Below are 19,815 nucleotides of genomic sequence, written 5' to 3'. Positions count from 1 at the left end.
CGACTCAATCCGAGCCAGGCGAAAGCGGGCAGGTTGGTCCGACGAATACGCCAGAGCCATCCTCGGCCAAATGCGATAGCCCTGGGGGGGTGCGTCGGCACGGTTGCGATTCCCAACGATTGCCACCAATATGGCCCAACGCACGGTTTTGGGCTGGGTTTCGCCATGCCACCTTTCGACATGGGCCGCGCTCGTGACAAGAGCGCTTCGACGGAGATGAATCCCTGCGGGGCCTGCCCGGTTCGCAGCTTAACGGTCTGCGCCGCGCTGGACCCTGAAGAGGTGCGGCGTCTGGCCGACATCCTGCAAACCGTGCGGGTCGATGCCGGTCACACCCTGTTCAGCGAGGGCGACACCGCCGATTCGCTCTACAACGTCACGTCGGGCACGGTGAAGCTCTACAAGCTGTTGCCCGATGGCCGCCGCCAGATCACCGGCTTTCTGGTGACGGGCGATTTCCTGGGCCTGTCGGTCAACGAAAGCTACGCCTACACCGCCGAATCCGTCACCAGCGCCTCGCTCTGCCGCTTCCCGCGCAAGAAGATCGACGCGCTGATGGACGAGTTTCCCAAGATGCAGCGCCGCCTGTTCTCCATGGCGTCGAACGAGTTGGCGGCGGCGCAGGACCAGATGCTGTTGCTGGGCCGCAAGACGGCCAAGGAAAAGATCTGCTCCTTCCTGCTGATGCTGTCGCAGCGCGCCGCGCGGCGCGGGCACAAGGAAAACCCGGTCTTCGTGCCGATGAGCCGGGCCGACATCGCCGATTATCTGGGCCTGACCACCGAGACCGTCAGCCGGACCTTCACCCAGTTGAAGACCGGCGGCGTCATCTCGCTCCAGGAAGGCAACAAGGTCCTGATCGCCGATCTCGACGCCATGTATGATCTGGCCGAGGGCGGCTGACCCTTCCCCGTTTGCCCCGCGTCTGACCCCGCGCGCGCATCCTTACGCGTCGGTGTCCGCTGACCGTTGGCTGAGCAGTGGCCTTTGGTTGAGCAGCCAGCGGCGGACCCGTTGTGTTGGTTCCGGGTGGCGCGGCTTGCGCGGGCTGACGATGTGGAAGCCCAAGGGGCCGGTCAACGTCCCGGCGAAGGGGCGGACCAGACGCCCGTCGGCCAAATCCCGATCCACCAGACAGCGGCTGACCAGCGCCACCCCTTGCCCGGCCAGCGCGGCGTCGATGGCGAGCGCGCTGTGGCTGAAGCGGATGCCGCGCGCGGTCGGCGTGGGGGCGTCCGGCAGGACGGCGGCGAGGAACTCCGGCCACTGGTTGTGCGCGTCGTGCAGCAGAACCGCGCGGGCCAGGGCGGTGGGCGGCAGCGGGCCGGACGCTTGCGGGGCGGGGAGGCCATCGCCCAGAGCGGCGAAACAGGCCGGGCTGCACACCGTCACCAGCTCCTGATCGAACAGCGCGTCGGCGACCAGCCCCGGCCCGAAGGGCGGGCGGCCTTGGCGCACGGCGATGTCCACCCCGTCGGTCTGGAAGTTGGACAGCGACTCGGCGGCCAGCACGCGCAAATCCAAATCGGGATGGGCGGCGGTCAGGGTGGGCAGGCGGGGAATCAGCCATTTGGAGGCAAAGGTCGGCGTCACGCTGATGGTCAGCCGCAGCGGGGCCGGGCGCAGGCTGGCCGTGGCGTCAACCATCAGGTCGAAGGCGCGGCGCAACTGCCCGGCGTAGGTCCGCCCCGCCCCGGTCAGCACCAGCCCGCCGCCGCGCCGTTCGAACAGGCGTAGGCCCAACAGGGCTTCGAGATGGCGGACCTGCTGGGCCACCGCGCTCTGCGTCACTCCCAGCGCCTCGGCGGCCAGGCGGAAGTTCGAATGACGCGCGGCCATGTCGAAGGCGCGCAGCGCGTTGAGCGGCGGCAGCGGAGTCGGGGCGGCGGTCGGGTCGGGTGGCGGTGCGGGCATCCTGTAGATTTTCTACTGAAAGAAAGAAGAAAGCCTGTCTGGAGCGCGGCGGCGCATCCGCCGTAGCATGACACCATCGCATCGGCAATCCGCAGTGGGAAAGGGCCTGACATGACGACGGACATTCGGACCGACAAGGTGGCGCTCATCACCGCCGGGGGCAGCGGCATGGGGGCGGACGCGGCGCGGCGGCTGGCGGCCGACGGCTTCCGCGTCGCCATCCTGTCCTCCTCAGGCAAGGGGGAGGCGCTGGCGGGCGAACTGGGCGGCTTCGGCGTCACCGGCTCCAACCGCTCCACCGACGATCTGCAACGGCTGGTCGATGGCGCGCTGGAGCGCTGGGGCCGCATCGACGTCCTGGTCAACAGCGCCGGGCATGGCCCGCGCGGCCCGGTCCTGGGGCTGAGCGACGAGGATTGGGTGGTCGGGATGGAGGTCTATCTGCTGAACGTCATCCGCCCGACCCGGCTGGTCGCGCCGATCATGGCCGCGCAGAAGGACGGGGCGATCATCAACATTTCCAGCTACGCCGCCGTTGAACCCGACCCGCTGTTCCCGACCTCCGCCGTGTTCCGGGCCGGGTTGGCGTCCTTCACCAAGCTGTTCGCCGACCAGCACGCCGCCGACAATGTGCGGATGAACAACGTGCTGCCCGGCTTCATCGACAGCCTGCCGGAAACCGAGGAGCGGCGGCAGCGCATCCCGTTGCAGCGCTATGGCAAAAGCGCGGAGGTGGCGGCGACGGTGGCCTTTCTCGCCTCGCCGGGCGGGGCCTACATCACCGGGCAGAACATCCGCGTCGATGGCGGGATCACCCGTTCAACCTGAACCGCTCAACCGGATGGGAGCCTCGCCGATTCGCCGCATCCTTACGCGCGGCGAATCGGGCGCAGCTCGTGCAGCAGCCAGACCAGGGCGGAGACGACGAGAATCGCCCCGGCCTGGTGGGCGGCGGCCACCGGAATCCACACCACGGTCAGCAGCGTGGCGATGCCAAGGCCGATCTGCACCAGCACCAGCCCACCCGCCGCGTGGGCGGCCTGACCGGCGCGGCCGGGCAGGCGGGCGGCGAGCGTGCGGACGGTCAAGGCCAGGATCACCAGCCCGCTCGCCAGGGCAAGGCCACGGTGGATCAACTGGATGGCGGCGGTGTTTTCAAACGGGTTGTGCCACCAGGGCGTCAGGTTGGCGATTTCCGGCGGAATCAGGTGGCCTTCCATCAGCGGGAAGGTGTTGTAGGCGTAACCGGCGCGCGACCCGGCGACGAAGGCCCCCCAGACGATGGTCACGGCGACCAGCCCCAACGCCCAACGGGCGTGACGGCGCAAGCCCGCCGATTCGGGCCGCCACCCGGCCAGCGGCAGCGGATCGAGCAGCCCCAGCGCCGTGCGCAGCAACAGCGCGTAAATCAGGATCGCCGTCCCCAGATGCAGGGCCAGCCGGTAATGGCTGACGTTGGGCTGATCGACCAGCCCGCTTTTCACCATGAACCAGCCGATTCCCCCCTGCAAACCACCCAGCAGGAACAGCCCGGCCAGTTTCGGCCACAGATCCGGCGCGATCCGCCCCTGACTCCAGAAACGCAGGAAGGGGATCAGGAAGACAAAGCCGATCATCTGGCCCCAGAGCCGATGAAACCACTCCCACCAGAAGATTTCCTGGAACCCGGCCAGATCCATCCGGTTGTTGAAGATGCGGAATTCCGGCGTGCCCTTGTACAGATCGAACACGCGCTGCCATTCGGCGTCGGACAGCGGCGGCAGGATGCCGATCAGCGGCTTCCATTCCACCATCGACAGACCCGATTCGGTCAGGCGGGTGATCGCCCCGATCACCGCCATCGCCAGAACCATCGCGGCGCAGACCAGCAGCCAGAGGGCGATGGGGCGGTTGGCGCGCCGGTCAAAGGCGGTCGCGGGGCTGTGGCGGTCGGCGGTGAAGGCGGTCACGGGCGGCATTCCTGACGAAACTGGTCGGGTGTTCGCCACTGTGGCCCGCCGATCCGTTGGCGTCAAACACTGCGCGCGGAACGGATGGTTTCGATTCCGATGGTGTTGGTGCGGTTGGGCGCTGTCCGGCTGGTCACATCGGCGTTTCCTGCACCGCGCCGATCAGGATGAACAGCGCGAACAGCAGGGCGAACAGCCCGGCGATGGTGGTGAACTCCAGCAACGCTTCCGCCAGCCACAAGTCGCGTTCCCGGCGGTCCACATTCTGTTTGGCAAGGCTGGCCATGTCGTCGTCTCCCATCGGTGTGCCTCGGCGGTGCGCCTGGAGTGGATGAATTGGGTAAAATTTTATGAAAATGAGTCGGTCTTCGCTGTGACGCGAGTCACAGGGGGCATCGAAAAGGCGGCGGATCCGTGAATTTTTTTCGGACAGCGAAGGGGCGGATGGTGATGATATCGGTGATAAACGTTGAAAAATCAGCGCATTGGCCGGATGTGACCAAAAATCCCGCAGCGGTTGCGCAAAAATCGGCGGCAAGCCCCTTGAATCCCCCATCGGCTTCGATTAGCTGTCTGGCACTCACCGGGGGTGAGTGCTAACACTCACTCCCCGGACCAAACAGATCACGACCCAGCCTTATCCAAGGAGGCATTCCATGAAGTTCCGTCCGCTCCACGACCGCGTTGTCGTCAAGCGTCTGGAGTCCGATACCAAGACCAAGGGCGGGATCATCATCCCCGACACGGCCAAGGAAAAGCCGCAGGAAGGCGAGATCATCGCCGTCGGCCCCGGCGCTCGTGACGAGTCGGGCAAAGTTGTCGCGCTGGACGTCAAGGCCGGCGACCGCATCCTGTTCGGGAAGTGGTCGGGCACCGAAGTGAAGATCGAAGGTCAGGATTTCCTCATCATGAAGGAATCCGACATCATGGGCGTGATCGAAGGCTGATTTCCTTCGCCCATCTTCGTTTCGACATTCGATACTCAGAGGAATTGAGACATGGCTGCCAAAGAAGTTAAGTTCGGCCCCTCCGCGCGCGAAAAGCTGCTGCGTGGCGTCGACATCCTGGCCGACGCGGTCAAGGTCACGCTCGGCCCCAAGGGCCGCAACGTCGTGATCGAAAAGTCCTTCGGCGCTCCCCGCATCACCAAGGACGGTGTGTCGGTCGCCAAGGAAATCGAACTGGCCGACAAGTTCGAGAACATGGGCGCCCAGATGGTCCGCGAGGTCGCCTCGAAGACCAACGATCTGGCCGGTGACGGCACCACCACCGCGACCGTTCTGGCCCAGGCCATCGTCCGCGAAGGCGTGACCAAGGTCGCCGCCGGTCTGAACCCGATGGACCTGAAGCGCGGCATCGATCTGGCCGTCGCCACCGTCGTCGCCGACATCCAGGCCCGCGCCAAGAAGGTCACGACCAACGACGAGATCGCCCAGGTCGGCACCATCTCCGCCAACGGCGAAGCCGAAATCGGCTCGATGATCGCCAAGGCGATGGAGAAGGTCGGCAACGAGGGCGTCATCACGGTGGAAGAGGCCAAGAGCCTGGACACCGAGCTGGACGTCGTCGAAGGCATGCAGTTCGATCGCGGCTACCTGTCGCCGTACTTCGTGACCAACGCCGACAAGATGGTTGCGGACCTCGAAAACCCCTTCATCCTGCTGCACGAGAAGAAGCTGTCGGGCCTGCAGCCGCTGCTGCCGGTTCTGGAAGCCGTCGTCCAGTCCTCGCGTCCGCTGCTCATCATCGCTGAGGACATCGAAGGCGAGGCGCTGGCCACCCTGGTGGTCAACAAGCTGCGCGGTGGCCTGAAGATCGCCGCCGTCAAGGCCCCGGGCTTCGGCGACCGCCGCAAGGCGATGCTGGAGGACATGGCCATCCTCACCGGTGGTCAGGTCATCTCCGAAGACCTCGGCATCAAGCTCGAGAACGTCACCCTCGACATGCTGGGCACCGCCAAGAAGGTCGTGATCTCCAAGGAGAACACCACCATTGTTGACGGCGCTGGCGACAAGGCCGACATCGAAGCCCGTTGCGGCCAGATCCGCGCGCAGGTCGAGGAAACCACCTCGGACTACGACCGCGAGAAGCTGCAGGAGCGTCTGGCCAAGCTGGCCGGTGGCGTCGCCGTCATCCGCGTCGGCGGTGCGACCGAGGTCGAGGTGAAGGAGCGCAAGGATCGCGTTGACGACGCGATGCACGCCACCCGCGCCGCCGTGGAAGAGGGTGTGGTTGCCGGTGGTGGCACCGCGCTGCTGTACGCTTCCAAGGCGCTCGACAAGCTGACCCCGGCCAACGACGAACAGCGCGTCGGCATCGACATCATCCGCCGCGCCCTCCAGGCCCCGGTCCGTCAGATCGCCTACAACGCGGGCACCGACGGTTCGATCGTGGTCGGCAAGCTGCTCGACCAGACCGACACCAACTTCGGCTACGACGCCCAGAAGGGTGAGTTCACCGATCTGGTCGCCGCTGGCATCATCGACCCGGTGAAGGTCGTCCGCACCGCTCTGCAGGATGCGGCCTCCATCGCCGGTCTGCTCATCACCACCGAGGCCATGATCGCCGAGAAGCCGGAGAAGAAGGCTGCTCCGGGCGGCGGCATGCCGGGCGGCATGGGCGGCATGGACGACATGGGCTTCTAATTCAGAAGTCCCAGGGCGATCCAACGCTTTGGTTCGGAAAGGGCGTCCCTCGCAAGAGGGACGCCCTTTCCACGTCACGATCTGCGCCATGATGGCGCTGTCCGCTTGATCCGGCGGGCTTGCGCCCGATTTCCGCAATGTCAAGGCGAAGTCAGGCTTGCTTTGCCGCCGGTCGCTTCCAATAATCCGCGCTCCCGCCGAAGGCCGTTCATCCGGGCCGGGGCGGATCGTTTGCTTTCTTCTTACAACGAGGCTTTTCCATGCGCTCCTTCGAGGGCCAGCATTCCGACAACGTCGCCATCAAGCGCACCCGCGAGCAGAAGCAGCGGCAGGTTGCGCAGCTCAAGGAGCAGCTTGCGACGCTGAAGGCTCACGCCGCCCCCGCCATTCGCGAGGCCCTGGTCAAGCGCATCGCCGAACTCGACGCCGAACTCCGCCAGCCGCCAAAGGCCGAACGCGAGGGCCGCGAGGATTCCCCGCGTCCGCCGCGCCGCGAAAGCCGCGCCAGCGTGTTCCGCAGCGACGACACCGGTTCCTCGGCGGTCGCCGCCGCGTCGGCGGCCTTCGCCTCCCCGCGCCGCCGCAGCTGAGACCGCCATGGCCGATGACCGCGCTGCTCCAGCCAAAAACCGCCGCCTGATCGATCAGGCGTGGCTGTTGATGATGCTGCCGCCCCTGTTCTGGGCGGGCAACGCGGTCATGGGCCGGGCGGTGGCCGGGGCGGTCCCGCCCATCGGTCTGGCCTTCTGGCGCTGGACCCTGGGCACGCTCATCATCCTGCCCTTTGCCTGGAAGCATCTGCGCCACGATCTGCGCCCGCTGCTGGCGGGGTGGAAGGACGTGCTGCTGCTGGGCACGCTGGGCATCGGCCTGTTCAACACCTTTCAGTACATCGCGCTGAACTCCACCACGGCGCTCAACACCGTCATGCTGCAATCCTCCATGCCGGTGCTGATTGTGCTGATGAGCTGGCTGCTGTTTCACGACCGCGTGCGACCGGCCCAAGGGCTGGGCATCGTCGTGTCGCTGGTGGGGGCCACCACCCTGATTTCGCACGGCGACCCGGCGGTGCTGTTCGGGCTGAAACTCAACGCGGGCGACGTGTGGATGCTGGTGGCCATCGTGATCTACGCCGCCTACACCACCTGCCTGCGCCGCAAACCGGCGGTGCATGGCTTGAGTTTTGTCGTGGCCACCTTCGCCATCGGCGCGGTGGAGCTGCTGCCCTTCTATCTGTGGGAAACCGCGACCGTGCGCGCGGTGGAACCGACGGCCCTGACCGCGCTGGCGGTCGGCTATGTCGCGCTGTTCCCGTCCATCGTCGCGTATCTCTGTTTCAACCGGGTGGTCGAGCTGGTCGGGGCCAACACCGCCGGTCTGGCCATCCATCTGGTTCCGGTTTTCGGCAGCCTGCTGGCCGTGCTGTTCCTGGGCGAACAGCCGCACCTGTACCACGGCGTCGGCATCGCCCTGATCGCCACGGGAATCGCGCTGGCGACCCGGCGGCGGGGGTGATATTTCGCGGGCGGACCGCTGGGGATGGGGTGCGCGCAACGGCTTGGCCGCTTATATAAGCGGCCAATCCTGTCCGTTCCCATTCGGAGCCGTCATGCCCTCCCGCCGTTCCCTGTTCGCCGTTGCCGCCGTTGCCGTTCTGGGGCTGTCCGCCTGCCAGAGCGCGCCGCCGCGCCCGGCCCCGCGCCCGATTGATTTTTCGAACTTCGGCCCGATCCGCTTCAGCGCCGGGGGCGTCGATCTGGTCAACGCCCATCGGCCCGGCGGCGGCACCCATGTGGAGGAGCGGTCGGCGGTTCCCCCGGCGGAGGCGGTGCGGCGCTGGGCGTCGGAACGGCTGCAGGCGGCGGGCGGGGCCGGGCGGGTGCGCGTCACCATCAAGGACGCCAGCATCATCGAGGTCCCCTTGCCCAAGACCCAGGGGGTGAAGGGCTATTTCACCAACGATCAGGCCCAGCGTTACGACGGGCGGCTGGAGGTCGAGGTGGCGGGCGACATGCCCGACTACAGCGCCGGGGCCTTTCGCGGCATGACGCGGGCCACCGTCACCTATTCCACCACCGTGCCGGAAAACATCGCGCTGGCCGACCGCGAGGCCACCTATCTCGACATCACCCGACGGATGATCGAGGATCTGAACGCCCGGCTGGACGCGGGCATCCGCAAGGATCTGGCCCCGATGATCCGGCGCTGATCCGGCGCGCGGACCGGCCAGGGCCGCACCCCGTCAAAAGCCGCGCAACGAAAAAGGGCCGCCCCACCGGGACGGCCCTTTTTCAATCCAAGACCGCTGTTTTTAGTAGCGGTAGTGGTCCGGCTTGTACGGGCCTTCGGTCGGCACGCTGATGTAGGCGGCCTGCTTTTCGGTCAGGGTGGTCAGCTTGGCCCCGATTTTCTCCAGATGCAGGCGGGCGACCTTTTCGTCGAGATGCTTGGGCAGGACGTAGACCTTGCGCTCGTAGGCGGCGGCGTTGGTCCACAGCTCGATCTGGGCCAGCACCTGATTGGTGAAGCTGGCGCTCATCACGAAGCTGGGGTGGCCGGTGGCGCAGCCCAGATTGACCAGACGGCCCTGGGCCAGAACGATCAGACGCTTGCCGTCGGGGAACACGACCTCGTCAACCTGCGGCTTGACCTCTTCCCACTTGTAATTGCGCAGGGAGTCGATCTGGATTTCGCTGTCGAAGTGGCCGATGTTGCAGACGATGGCGCGGTCCTTCATCTGGCGCATGTGCTCCAGCGTGATGACGTCCACGTTGCCGGTGGCGGTGACGAAGATGTCGCCCAGCGGGGCGGCTTCGTCCATCGTCACGACCTGATAGCCTTCCATCGCGGCCTGGAGCGCGTTGATCGGATCGATCTCCGTCACCATGACGCGCGCACCCTGGCTGCGCAGCGAGGCGGCCGACCCCTTGCCCACGTCGCCGTACCCGGCGACCACGGCGACCTTGCCCGCCATCATCACGTCGGTGGCGCGCTTGATACCGTCGACCAGCGATTCACGGCAGCCATACAGGTTGTCGAACTTCGACTTGGTGACGCTGTCGTTCACGTTGATGGCGGGAACCTTCAGCGTGCCCTTCTTCATCATCTCGTACAGACGGTGGACGCCGGTCGTGGTCTCTTCCGACAGGCCGCGCACGTCGTCCAGCATCTCCGGATACTTGTCGTGCATGATCTGGGTGACGTCGCCGCCATCGTCCAGGATCATGTTCGGGGTCCAGCCATCCGGGCCGCGCAGCGTGGCCTCGATGCACTCCCAGAACTCTTCCTCCGTCTCGCCCTTCCAGGCGAAGACCGGGATGCCAGCGGCGGCGATGGCGGCGGCGGCCTGATCCTGGGTCGAGAAGATGTTGCAGGACGACCAGCGGACGGTCGCACCCAGCGCGGTCAGCGTTTCGATCAGGACGGCGGTCTGGATGGTCATGTGCAGGCAGCCGACGATCCGCGCGCCCTTCAGCGGCTTGGACTCCCCGAACTCCGCGCGCAGCGCCATCAGGCCCGGCATTTCGGTTTCGGCGATGGCGATTTCCTTGCGGCCCCAGGCCGCGAGGCTGATGTCTTTGACCTTGTAGTCGGTGAAGGCGGCGGCGGCCATGGGGCGTCTCCTGAGCGCGGGGATGGTCCGGCGGGCCGGATGGGCCACGCCTGCATGGCGTCAGGGTGTAGCAGCGCTTGTGAAATGCTGCAAGCATAAAGATATCTTTATATCTGCAACAGATGGCGTCGACTCCCTCCCGCGCGCCGGGGAAGGGGGACGGCGATCACGCAAGATACAATCTATAAGAGCGTCAATTCAAAACAAGGCACGCTATCCTTGATCGCGGCGGGTAAGGCGCAAGGTCAAAATCGCGGATCAGAGAATCAACAATCTAAAGGCTATCCCTGACTTGATGCACGCCTTGATATCTGTAGGATAATCCAGTTGATGTTTGATCGTGTCATCATTTACAGTTTGTCAACCTACTTGCGCATGTGGACGCAAAAGGTTGGCCGCTGGGCGTAAAAATCCATGGTTGTGTTTCGCAACGCATCAGACACTGAAGGACAATTTCGTGGTGAGCGATGTGATGCTTTGATGGCGCTTGATTGCGAATGTCTTCCACTTTCGGTGTTTTGGTTGTCGGTTCACGCCCGGCACCGATGATTTTATCTGCTTTTTCAATCCGCAGGCGGCCGTTCCAACGGACAGGCGCGCGGCCTGTGTTGCGCCCCAGACTTGTCCGACCACGAAGGAGTGAGGCTGTTCCATGGCACTTCAACGCTATCACGTCGAATTTCCTCACCTTTCGGTTGAGGTTCTGGAGCAGTGGCGCAAGGTGCCCAGCAGCATCGCGTCGGACACGCAGAACCGCTGCCAGAGCATGGATGCCAGCATCAAGCCCTGCGCGCCCGGCATGCGGATTTGCGGGCAGGCGCGCACCGTTGTGCCGATGCCCGGCGACAACAGCATGCTGCTGACCGCCTGCAGCATCGCCCGGCCGGGCGAGGTGGTGGTGGTCGCGGGCGGTGGCCTGGACGATGTGGCGATGGCCGGTGAATGGGTGGCGCGGAGCTGCCGGTCGCGCGGGGTGGGCGGTCTGATCATCGACGGATCGGTGCGCGATCTGGCCGACATCCGTCAGATCGGCTTTCCGGTCTTTTCGCGCGGTGCGGTCCCACGCGGGCCGCACAAGGCGTTCGGCGGCAAGATGGACGTGACGGCGGCGGTTGGCGGCATCGCGGTCAACCCGGGTGATCTCATCATCGGCGACGACGATGGCATCACCGTCGTGCCGCTGGCGGTGGCCGACGAGGTGCTGGAACGCTGCATGGCGCTGCTGGCGCATGAGCAGTATCTGTCGGAACAGTTGGAGTCCGGGCGGACGCTGGTTGATGTTCTGGGGCTTCCTGAGCCGGAACTGATCCTCACCCCCGGTGCCCGCTGACGTCGGGACGTCGTCCAACCACCATCGACCGGTCGCGGACGTTGTGAGCCGCGCGGCTTCGGGTGCGAGCCGTCATGACGCTGATTGTCCAGATCGTGTTGCCGATGTTCCTGCTCATTCTGGTCGGCTTTTACGCCGGCCGGTTTGGCAATTTCAGCAACGCGCTGTCGCAGGGCATTTCCCGCTTTCTGGGCCTGTATGCGCTGCCGGGGCTGTTGTTTTCCGCCATGGCGAAAACGACGATTCCCGATCCGGTCGAATGGGGGTTCGTTGGCTCCTTCTTCATCGCCGCCTTTCTGGTGTTCGGTCTGGGGTCCGGCTGGCGTTGGCTGGCCGGACGCCGCGATGAGATGGCGATTGTCGGTTTTGCCACTTCCTTTTCCAGCATCGGCCTGTTGGGCGCGCCGATTCTGATGGACGCCTATGGGTCGGGTGTGGCGCTGCCGTTGATGCTGCTGATCCTGTTCCAGTCGCCCTTGCTGTTCACCACCGTGACCGTCATCGCCGAAAGCCAGCGCAGCAAGGGCGGGCGACCGCTTCAGACCTCGCTGAACGCGATCAAGGCGACGCTGCTCAGCCCGATGATCGTGGCGATGGCGTTGGGTTTGGCGGCCAACGCCTTGCGTCTGCCGGTCCCCGACGCGGTGATGAAGGCGGCGACGCTGATCGGCGGGACCGTGCTGCCCTGCGCCTGTTTCACGCTGGGGACTGCCCTGGCCTACAGCCCGTTGACCGGACGACTGGTGCCGGCCACCGTGATGGCTCTGATGAAGGTGGGTTTGCACCCGGCCCTGACCTGGGTGTTGGCAGTCAAGGTGTTCCACCTGCCGCCCGAATGGCTGGCCCCCGCCGTGACGGCGGCGGCGCTGCCCATCGGCATCAACGTCTATGGCGTGGCCGAGCGCTACCAGTCGGGCAAGGAACTGGTGTCGATGTCGCTGCTGATCTCCAGCCTGCTGTCGCCGCTGTCGATCTCCCTGGCCTATTGGGCGGTGATGGGGTGAGTCGGAACACGCTCTGGATGCGCTGATGCGACTCGCCTGATGATGGCGCGCGAAATGGGCGCGTTACACACCAATGTAGGGTTGTACTTTGTTGACGCGGCGGACGCGGTGGCGGATGGGCAGCCACCGCCGCCGTACATTGGGCCATCATTTTGGGAGGAGGTGCAGAGGATGAAAGAGATCCTTGCTCTCCTGATCCTGCTGTTGCAGGTCGTCAAGGCGTTCCTTGATGACCTGAACCGCTGATCGGGCGGGTGTGTCGGGGATTGCGGCCCCGGCGCACCCACCCCAAATGTTGCCCCATTCCCCCACCGCGCCAAGAGGGGATCACGCACTCTTCACGGAAGGGTTGCGGGCCTGCGGTTCCGGCTTGCAGTCCTGGATTCCGTTCAGGCCCGCTTCCAGCTCGTCCCCTGCGGGCCGTCTTCCAGAACCACGCCCTGGTCGGCCAACTCCTTGCGGATGCGGTCGGCCTCGGCGAAGTTGCGCGCGGCGCGGGCGGCCTTGCGGTCGGCGATCAACTGGTCGATGGCCGCGTCGCTCAGGCCTTGGCCGCTGCCGGTCGGGGACCAGCGGAACCACGCCTCGGGATCCTTCTGCAACAGGCCAAGCTGCGCCCCGGCGGCGAGCAAGGCCCCCTTGGCCGCCGCCCGGTCGGCGTCGGTCGCCGCCTTGTTCACCGCCCCCGCCAACTCGTGCAGATGGCTGATGGCGAGCGGGGTGTTGAGGTCGTCCTCCAACGCGGCCAGCACGTCGAACGGTACGTCGGCGGATTGGGCGAGCGGCCCACCGCGCAGGGCCTGATACCAGCGGTCCAGCGTCGCCTTGGACTGGCGGATGCCGTCGCGGGTGAAGTCCAGCGGCTGGCGGTAATGGGCCGACAGCAGCGTCAGGCGGATGGCCTCGCCGGGGAACTCGTCCAGCAGATCATGAACGGTGAAGAAGTTGCCGAGGGATTTCGACATCTTCTCGCCTTCGACCGTCACGAAGCCGTTGTGCACCCAATAGCGGGCCAGATGGTCGGTGCCATGGGCGCAGCGGCTCTGCGCAATCTCGTTCTCGTGGTGCGGGAAAATCAGGTCCAGGCCGCCGCCATGGATGTCGAAGGTGACGCCCAGATGCTCCTTGGCCATGGCCGAGCATTCGATGTGCCAGCCCGGACGGCCCCGGCCCCACGGGCTGTCCCAGCCCGGTTGATCGTCGGCGCTGGGCTTCCACAGGACGAAGTCGGACGGGTCGCGCTTGTAGGGGGCCACCTCCACCCGCGCCCCGGCGATCATGTCGTCGAGCGAGCGGCGCGACAACTGGCCGTAGCTGGGCATCGACGGCACCGAAAACAGCACATGCCCTTCGGCGGCGTAGGCGTTGCCGCGCCCGATCAGCGTTTCGATCAACGCGATCATGTGGGTGATGTGGTGGGTGGCGCGCGGCTCGATGGTCGGGCGCAGGGCGTTCAGCGCGCCCATGTCGGCGTGGAACAGGTCGGTCGTCCGCTGGGTCAGCGCCTCGATCGGTTCGCCGCTGTCGCGCGAGCGGTCGATGATCTTGTCGTCCACGTCGGTGATGTTGCGGACGTAGGTGACGGACGGGTAGAGCCGGGTCAGCAGCCGATACAGGGTGTCGAACACCACCACCGGGCGGGCGTTGCCGATGTGGGCGGTGTCATAGACCGTGGGACCACAGACATACAGGCCGACATGGTCCGGGCGAAGCGGCTCGAAGCGCTCCTTGCGGCGAGTCAGCGTGTTGTAGAGGTCCAACGGCACGGTCTTGCGCTCCTGTCAAAAGGATGGTGAAGGGATCAGGCGGTTTCGCCGTTCAGGCGGCGCAACGCGCGCGCCCGACCGATCAGGGGTAGCAGGTTCTTCAATTCCGGTCCATGGTCGCGGCCCGTGACGGCGCGGCGCAGCGGCAGGAACAGGTCCTTGCCCTTGCGGCCGGTGGCCCCCTTCACCGCGTTGGTCCAGGCCCCCCAGGTGGTGAGATCCCACGGTTCGGCGGGCAGCAGCTCGGCGGCGGCGCGCAGGAAATCGGCGTCCTCGACCACCGGTTCGACCGGGGCGTGGGTGACGCTCCACCAGTCGCGGGCGTCCTCGATCCGGGTCAGGTTCGGGCGCACCGCGTCCCAGAAGGCGGCGTCCACCCCGTCCAGGCCCAGAGCGGCCAAGCGTTCGGCCACCTCGGCGAAGGGGGTCAGGTGCAGGATGCGGGCGTTCAGGCGGGTCAGCTCTTCCGGGTCGAATTTCGGCGTGCTGCGGGCGATCTTGCCCAGGTCGAAATCGGCCACCAGCTCGTCCAGGGTCCGGCGCGCCTCGATGGGGTCGGAGGTGCCGAGCTTGGCCAGCAGGCTGTTCACCGCCATCGGCTCGATCCCGTCATCGTCGCGCAGGCTGTCGATGGACAGGCTGCCCAACCGCTTGGACAGGCCGCCGCCGCCGGCGTCGGTCAGCAGCGGCAGATGGGCGAACTGGGGGACGGTCCCGCCGATCGCCTCGAAGATCTGGATCTGCACGGCGGTGTTGGCGACGTGGTCCTCGCCCCGGATGATGTGGGTGATGGCGAAATCGATGTCGTCCACCACGCTGGTCAGGGTGTAGAGCGGGCGGCCATCCTCGCGGATCAGCACCGGGTCGCTCAGCAGCGATCCTTCGAAATGCACCGGGCCGCGCACCAGATCGGTCCATTCCACCGCCGTCGGCAGCAGTTTGAAGCGCCAATGCGGCTTGTGGCCGTCGCGCTCCAACTGCGCGCGCTCCGCGTCGGTCAGGCGCAGGGCGGCGCGGTCGTAGATCGGCGGGCGGCCCTGCGACACCAGGCTGGCGCGCTTCAGGTTGAGCTGTTCGGGCGTTTCGTAGCAGGGGTACAGCCGCCCGCTGGCCTTCAGCGCCTCGGCCACCTCGTCGTAACGCGGGTAGCGGTCGCTTTCGCGGGCGAAACGATCCCAGGTCAGGCCCAGCCACGTCAGATCGCGGGCGATGCCGTCGGCGAACTCTTGGGTCGAGCGCTCCTCGTCGGTGTCGTCCAGGCGGAACAGGAAGCTGCCGCCGGTCTTGCGCGCGAACAGCCAGTTGACGAGCGCCTGGCGCACGTTGCCAACATGGATGCGGCCGGTCGGGCTGGGGGCAAAACGGACGGCGGTGGACATGGGGCGGTTCGACTCGTTGGGCAGGATCGGGAATTCGCCCCTGTCCTAGCACGGTGTGCCACGCTTCGAAAGCGTGGGCGTGGCCTCAATGGCTGAAGTCGGTGCCGAACCATTGGGTGGACAGGCGGGACAGGGTGCCGTCCGCGTGCAGGCTTTCCACCGCCTGGGCAACGCGCTTGCCAAACTCCTGATCGCCCTTTTCGATGGCCACGGCCAGCGGTTCGACGAAGACCGGCTGGGCGGCGACCCGCAGCGGCAAACCGTCGCGGATTCCGGCGAGCGCGGGGGGCAAGGCCATCAAAGCGGCGTCGAGCCGCCCGTCGCCCGTCGCCAACGCTTTCAGCGCGGTGGATTCGTCAGGAAAACGGGCGATCCGGGCGTCCCGAATCTGAAAGGTGAAGGGCGGGGTGTTGGGAACGCTGATCGCCAGGGTTTGGGTGAGGTAGCTTTCGTAGGTCGAATATTCCGACACGCCGATTTTCTTGCCCGACGCGTCGGCGGCGCTGCGGATCGTCCGGTTGCCGGCGTGGACGACCAGGGCGGCGGGGACGCTGTAATAGATCGCGGGGAAATCAAGCTTCTGCTGGCGCTCCAGCGTCGGCGTCATCGACCCGACCGACAGGTCCCACCGCCCTTGCCAGCGGCCCGACAGCACCGCCGACCAGTCGGGCGTTTCAAAGCCAACCTCCACCCCCAGCCGTTCGGCGATCTTCCGCCCGACATCGACGTCGAAGCCGACCAGCGTCCCTTCGCCGTTGGTGAAGGACAGCGGCGGGTAGCTGGGATCGACGGAGACCATCAGCCGCCCGCGTTGCAGGACGCGGTCCAGCACCGCCCCCGCCTGCGCCGGGACCGGCCACGCGGTCGCCGCCACGACCGCCAGCACCACAACGGCGGTCGCGCACCACAGCGCGCGCCAGCCAGCGGCTCGCGCTTGCGGTCCGGCCATCGGGCGGCGTTGCGGAGGGGGCGATCCGCGCAGGGTCATGAGTCACCGTAGCGCGCCATGATCGCGGCCAGCGTGCCGTCGGCCTTCATCGTGGCCAGCGCGGCGTCGATGGCGGCCACACGGTCGGCGGGCACGGTCTTGCGGGCGAACATCAGGTGAAGGCCGGGGTTGGGCAGGGCGATCGGGTACAGCTCGATCTGCCCGTCGAATCCGGCCTTGCGCGCCTCCTCCAGCACCACGGGTTCGGAATCGCCCATGATGCCTTGCACCCGGTTGTCCACCAGCTTGCGGATGTTGGTGGCGTAGTCCGTCGCCTCCTCCACCAGCGCGGCAAAGCTGGGTTTGGCGCGCAGCCCTTCGAACTCGTCGCCGTAATAGTAGCCGCCGATGACACCGATGCGGAACTTCGCCGCCTCCGCGTCGGCCAGGGATTTCAGGGTGTAACGCCCGGCACTGCCCTTTTTGACGAACAGCGTCATCGGCTGGTGATAGTAAGGGGCGGAGAAATGGGCGTAGGCCAGACGATCGGGTGTTGGCTTGACGCTGGTGGAGGCGTCCACGGTGCCGTTTTCCATCTCGATCAACACGCGCTTGAACGGCATTTCGCGGAAGGCGATGGCGCAGCCGATGCGTTTGCCAACCTCGCGCATCAGGTCGATGTCGATGCCGACCAACGCCCCGTCGGCGGCGCGGCTGCTGTATTTGCCGTAGGATTCCCAGGCAACGGTCATCGAACAGGCGGCCTGCGCCGACCCGGCCAACAGAGCGAAAAGCGCCGCCAGACCCAGACGGCGGGCCGCGTGTTGCCTCATGCTTTTGTCCCTATGCTCTTGTCTGAACGCGACTGGTCCATTGGGATGTTGCAACCCGACGGAACCGTGATAAGACCATTGGATATTCACGCGTGAGACACGCGGGCTGTCAAGACGCAGTGCAGCGCAGCATTCGGCCAGGGCGGAACGAACGGAACGATGTTGCCACGCTCACGCAGCCTGCTGATGAAGTTCCTGGTTCTGGTCGTGCCCATCGTTGTCCTCTGTTCGGTGGCGGCGTCGGGGCTGTCCACCTATTTGAACGCCCAGGATTTGCAGCGGCAACTTGGCCAGGAGATGATGAACGTCGCGGCGACGGAGGGTGTGGCGCTGGCGCTGCCCCTGTGGAATTACCGCAGCGACAACACGCAGAGCATCGTCGACGCCATCCTGGTCAACCCGAACGTCAGCGGCGTGCGCGTCACCGACAATTTCAACACGGTGATCGCCGAAGGTGGGGCGCTGGCGGCGGGGGACGGGCATTGGACGATCACCACCCCCATCCTGTCGCCGGTGGCGGGGGATGCCGCCTACATCGGGCGGCTGTTCATCGCCTACAACGACCGGCAAATCCATCGCACGGTGCGCGAACGGTTGATGTCGGACGCCAGCCTGGTCGCGGCGTTGATCGTGGCGCTGTCGGTGGGCGCGGCGGTGGCGCACGCGGTGGCGATTGGCCGCCCGCTGACCCGCTTCGTCCGCGCCATCCGGCGGGCGGAGGACCCCAATTTGCGGCAACCGGTTCCGGTGGCGACGCGGGACGAGATCGGCGACATCATGGCCGCCTACAACCGCCTGCTGCACCGGTTGGGCGAGGAGGAGGAGGAGCGGCGGCGGGCCAACGACGCCCTGCGGGTGGAGCGCGACCGCGCCGAGGACGCGTTGCGCCATCTGAAGGCCGCGCAGGACAGCCTGATCCAGGCGGAAAAGCTGGCGGCGCTGGGCGGGCTGGTGGCGGGCATGGCGCACGAGATGAACACGCCCATCGGCAACGCGCTGGTGGCCGCCAGCTTTCTGGTCGATCAGGCCGCCGCGATGGAGGCGACGTTGGCCGGTGGCAAGCTGCGGGCGCAGGCGTTGCGCGATTATCTGGCCGCCACCCGCGAGACGGCGGGCCATGTGGTGGACAGTTGCGACCGCGCCGCCGGGCTGGTCCGCAGCTTCAAGATGGTGGCGGCCGATCCGGGTGAGCAGGACCGCTCCACCGTGCCGCTGTCCGCCGTGATCGACATGGCGCTGGCCGCCTTTCCGGAGCGCGCGGTTGCCCATCACCCCATCCACACCGAGGTGATCGGGGCGGAGGACGGCGCGGAGAACGGCGAGCCGGTGATCGACAGCTACCCGTCCCTGCTGGCGGAGGTGCTGACGGCGCTGTTGCGCAACGCCACCACCCACGCCTATCCCGACGGGGCGGGAGGGGCGGTCCGCCTGACGGCCCGCGCCGAAGCGGATCGGGTCATCTTTGAGGTGGCCGATGACGGGTGCGGCATCGATCCCGACGCGCTGCCCCGCATCTTCGATCCGTTCTTCACCACCGACCGCCGGATCGGATCGGGCATCGGCCTGCATTTCGTCCACAACGCGCTTGCCCGCACGCTCAACGGGCGCATCGCGGTGGACACGGAGGTCGGGCGGGGCAGTTGCTTCCGGCTGACCCTTCCCCGCCGGTTGGATCAGCCGTTGGCGTGACCGGGACCGGTCAGCGGGCGCAATACTCCTGTGGCGAGACGATTTCCACCACCGTCACCTTGGTGCCGCCGGGCACGATGTATTCCTGCGCCCCGCGAATGTCGCTGGCCTGCGGATCCCAATTGTAGGTGTAGCCCAGGCGGGTCCAGGGGTAGCCGGTCTGCTTCAGGTCCGGCCCCTTGCGGTAGGAAAACACCTGCTGGTTGGCGAACCAGGACACGAAGGCCTGCGGGCCGTTGATGGTGTTGGCGCAGGCGGTCTTGGTCGGGTCGGGATCGGGGCAGGGGCGGAAGACGCCGTTGCCGGTCGGGCCGACGGATTGCGGGGCGATGCTGATGCGGACGAATTTGGCGTTGCTGTCCGACGGGACCGCCGGTTGCAGGCCGAGCAGATAGTGAAGCTTCTGGATCACCTCCCCGGCCTTGTAGGTCTTGCAGATCTCCTTGACCTCCGGTTCCACCGTCACCCAGGTGCCGTAGCTGTTGGTCAGGGTGACGGTCTTGCCCTCCTGCCCCACCGCCCAGGATGGGTTGTTGGTCAGGGTCAGGGCCGCCATCGGGTAGGTCAGCGGGCGCAGCGGGCGGACGTTCGCCTCCTCATACACCGCCGAGCGTTCCACCGCCTGGACGTAGCGGTCGGTGTCGGAGAGCGGAGACGCCGTACCGGTTTTGGCAGCGTCGGGCGCGGTGGCGCAGCCCGACAGGGCCAGGGCGGCGACGGACAGCAACGTCCAGGTGGGTGAAAGTCGGAGGTGGAGCATGGGCG

20 protein-coding genes are annotated in these 19,815 nt (G+C 66.4%); 11 read left to right on the top strand and 9 right to left on the bottom strand.

Going from position 1 to position 19,815, the window contains the following annotated elements:
• Positions 1 to 165: 165 nt before the first annotated feature.
• A complete protein-coding gene (locus tag EJ903_RS23500; RefSeq protein WP_246015885.1) occupies positions 166 to 903 on the top strand; it encodes a Crp/Fnr family transcriptional regulator in 738 nt (245 codons plus the stop codon).
• Between the two features lie 42 nt (positions 904 to 945).
• Here the strand turns inward: EJ903_RS23500 and EJ903_RS23495 are convergent, their stop codons facing one another.
• Entirely contained in the window at positions 946 to 1,914 is a 969-nt protein-coding gene (locus EJ903_RS23495; protein ID WP_126620052.1) for a LysR substrate-binding domain-containing protein, read from the bottom strand.
• Between the two features lie 111 nt (positions 1,915 to 2,025).
• Between EJ903_RS23495 and EJ903_RS23490 the strand changes: the two genes are divergently transcribed.
• Positions 2,026 to 2,742 (top strand): SDR family oxidoreductase, encoded by a 717-nt coding sequence (locus tag EJ903_RS23490; RefSeq protein WP_246015883.1) that lies wholly within the window; start codon positions 2,026 to 2,028, stop codon positions 2,740 to 2,742.
• A gap of 41 nt (positions 2,743 to 2,783) precedes the next feature.
• Here EJ903_RS23490 and EJ903_RS23485 read toward each other — a convergent pair whose 3' ends face one another.
• Together EJ903_RS23485 and EJ903_RS27085 are read right to left on the bottom strand one after the other, a co-directional pair.
• Positions 2,784 to 3,863: a COX15/CtaA family protein gene (locus tag EJ903_RS23485; RefSeq protein ID WP_246015881.1), complete on the bottom strand. Its 1,080-nt coding sequence runs from the start codon at positions 3,861 to 3,863 to the stop codon at positions 2,784 to 2,786.
• Positions 3,864 to 3,996: 133 nt separating this feature from the next.
• The gene (locus EJ903_RS27085; RefSeq protein ID WP_158627996.1) at positions 3,997 to 4,149 is read right to left on the bottom strand and encodes a hypothetical protein; all 153 of its coding nucleotides are present in this window, start codon (positions 4,147 to 4,149) and stop codon (positions 3,997 to 3,999) included.
• A 370-nt stretch (positions 4,150 to 4,519) separates the two neighbouring features.
• On the opposite strand from EJ903_RS27085, the gene groES reads away from it, so the two are divergent.
• The 5 genes from groES (at position 4,520) to EJ903_RS23460 (ending at position 8,717) form a co-directional block, all read left to right on the top strand.
• Complete coding sequence (gene groES, locus EJ903_RS23480; protein WP_126620048.1) at positions 4,520 to 4,810, top strand: co-chaperone GroES; 291 nt, start codon at positions 4,520 to 4,522, stop codon at positions 4,808 to 4,810.
• 51 nt (positions 4,811 to 4,861) lie between these two features.
• Positions 4,862 to 6,508, top strand: coding sequence for a chaperonin GroEL (gene groL, locus EJ903_RS23475; protein ID WP_126620046.1), 1,647 nt, complete (start codon positions 4,862 to 4,864; stop codon positions 6,506 to 6,508).
• Positions 6,509 to 6,768: 260 nt separating this feature from the next.
• Positions 6,769 to 7,098 (top strand): hypothetical protein, encoded by a 330-nt coding sequence (locus tag EJ903_RS23470; RefSeq protein WP_126620044.1) that lies wholly within the window; start codon positions 6,769 to 6,771, stop codon positions 7,096 to 7,098.
• A 7-nt stretch (positions 7,099 to 7,105) separates the two neighbouring features.
• Positions 7,106 to 8,023: a DMT family transporter gene (locus EJ903_RS23465; RefSeq protein ID WP_126620042.1), complete on the top strand. Its 918-nt coding sequence runs from the start codon at positions 7,106 to 7,108 to the stop codon at positions 8,021 to 8,023.
• Between the two features lie 94 nt (positions 8,024 to 8,117).
• Positions 8,118 to 8,717: a hypothetical protein gene (locus EJ903_RS23460; RefSeq protein WP_126620040.1), complete on the top strand. Its 600-nt coding sequence runs from the start codon at positions 8,118 to 8,120 to the stop codon at positions 8,715 to 8,717.
• Positions 8,718 to 8,819: 102 nt separating this feature from the next.
• On the opposite strand, the gene ahcY is transcribed toward EJ903_RS23460, so the two are convergent.
• Complete coding sequence (ahcY, locus tag EJ903_RS23455) at positions 8,820 to 10,121, bottom strand: adenosylhomocysteinase (RefSeq protein ID WP_126620038.1); 1,302 nt, start codon at positions 10,119 to 10,121, stop codon at positions 8,820 to 8,822.
• 652 nt (positions 10,122 to 10,773) lie between these two features.
• Between ahcY and EJ903_RS23445 the strand changes: the two genes are divergently transcribed.
• The 3 genes from EJ903_RS23445 (at position 10,774) to EJ903_RS23435 (ending at position 12,701) form a co-directional block, all read left to right on the top strand.
• A complete protein-coding gene (locus EJ903_RS23445) occupies positions 10,774 to 11,451 on the top strand; it encodes an RraA family protein (protein ID WP_126620034.1) in 678 nt (225 codons plus the stop codon).
• 74 nt (positions 11,452 to 11,525) lie between these two features.
• Positions 11,526 to 12,455, top strand: coding sequence for an AEC family transporter (locus tag EJ903_RS23440; protein WP_126620032.1), 930 nt, complete (start codon positions 11,526 to 11,528; stop codon positions 12,453 to 12,455).
• A gap of 39 nt (positions 12,456 to 12,494) precedes the next feature.
• Positions 12,495 to 12,701: a hypothetical protein gene (locus EJ903_RS23435; RefSeq protein ID WP_126620030.1), complete on the top strand. Its 207-nt coding sequence runs from the start codon at positions 12,495 to 12,497 to the stop codon at positions 12,699 to 12,701.
• A 143-nt stretch (positions 12,702 to 12,844) separates the two neighbouring features.
• Here EJ903_RS23435 and cysS read toward each other — a convergent pair whose 3' ends face one another.
• From cysS to EJ903_RS23415, 4 genes are all read right to left on the bottom strand, one after another.
• Positions 12,845 to 14,221: a cysteine--tRNA ligase gene (gene cysS / locus EJ903_RS23430; RefSeq protein WP_126620028.1), complete on the bottom strand. Its 1,377-nt coding sequence runs from the start codon at positions 14,219 to 14,221 to the stop codon at positions 12,845 to 12,847.
• Between the two features lie 35 nt (positions 14,222 to 14,256).
• The gene (gene gltX / locus EJ903_RS23425; RefSeq protein ID WP_126620026.1) at positions 14,257 to 15,600 is read right to left on the bottom strand and encodes a glutamate--tRNA ligase; all 1,344 of its coding nucleotides are present in this window, start codon (positions 15,598 to 15,600) and stop codon (positions 14,257 to 14,259) included.
• An 85-nt stretch (positions 15,601 to 15,685) separates the two neighbouring features.
• A complete protein-coding gene (locus tag EJ903_RS23420) occupies positions 15,686 to 16,588 on the bottom strand; it encodes a transporter substrate-binding domain-containing protein (protein ID WP_210211537.1) in 903 nt (300 codons plus the stop codon).
• Complete coding sequence (locus EJ903_RS23415; protein WP_126620023.1) at positions 16,585 to 17,361, bottom strand: substrate-binding periplasmic protein; 777 nt, start codon at positions 17,359 to 17,361, stop codon at positions 16,585 to 16,587. The genes EJ903_RS23420 and EJ903_RS23415 overlap by 4 nt, the downstream gene beginning before the upstream one ends.
• Positions 17,362 to 17,520: 159 nt before the next feature.
• On the opposite strand from EJ903_RS23415, the gene EJ903_RS28070 reads away from it, so the two are divergent.
• Positions 17,521 to 19,050: a sensor histidine kinase gene (locus EJ903_RS28070; protein WP_126620021.1), complete on the top strand. Its 1,530-nt coding sequence runs from the start codon at positions 17,521 to 17,523 to the stop codon at positions 19,048 to 19,050.
• Positions 19,051 to 19,060: 10 nt separating this feature from the next.
• On the opposite strand, the gene EJ903_RS23405 is transcribed toward EJ903_RS28070, so the two are convergent.
• Positions 19,061 to 19,810, bottom strand: coding sequence for a hypothetical protein (locus EJ903_RS23405; RefSeq protein WP_126620019.1), 750 nt, complete (start codon positions 19,808 to 19,810; stop codon positions 19,061 to 19,063).
• Positions 19,811 to 19,815 lie beyond the last annotated feature (5 nt).

This window comes from Azospirillum griseum, assembly GCF_003966125.1.
GTDB lineage: Bacteria > Pseudomonadota > Alphaproteobacteria > Azospirillales > Azospirillaceae > Azospirillum > Azospirillum griseum.
Note: the sequence above shows the minus strand (reverse complement) of the source record. Positions and strands in the feature narration are given on the sequence as shown.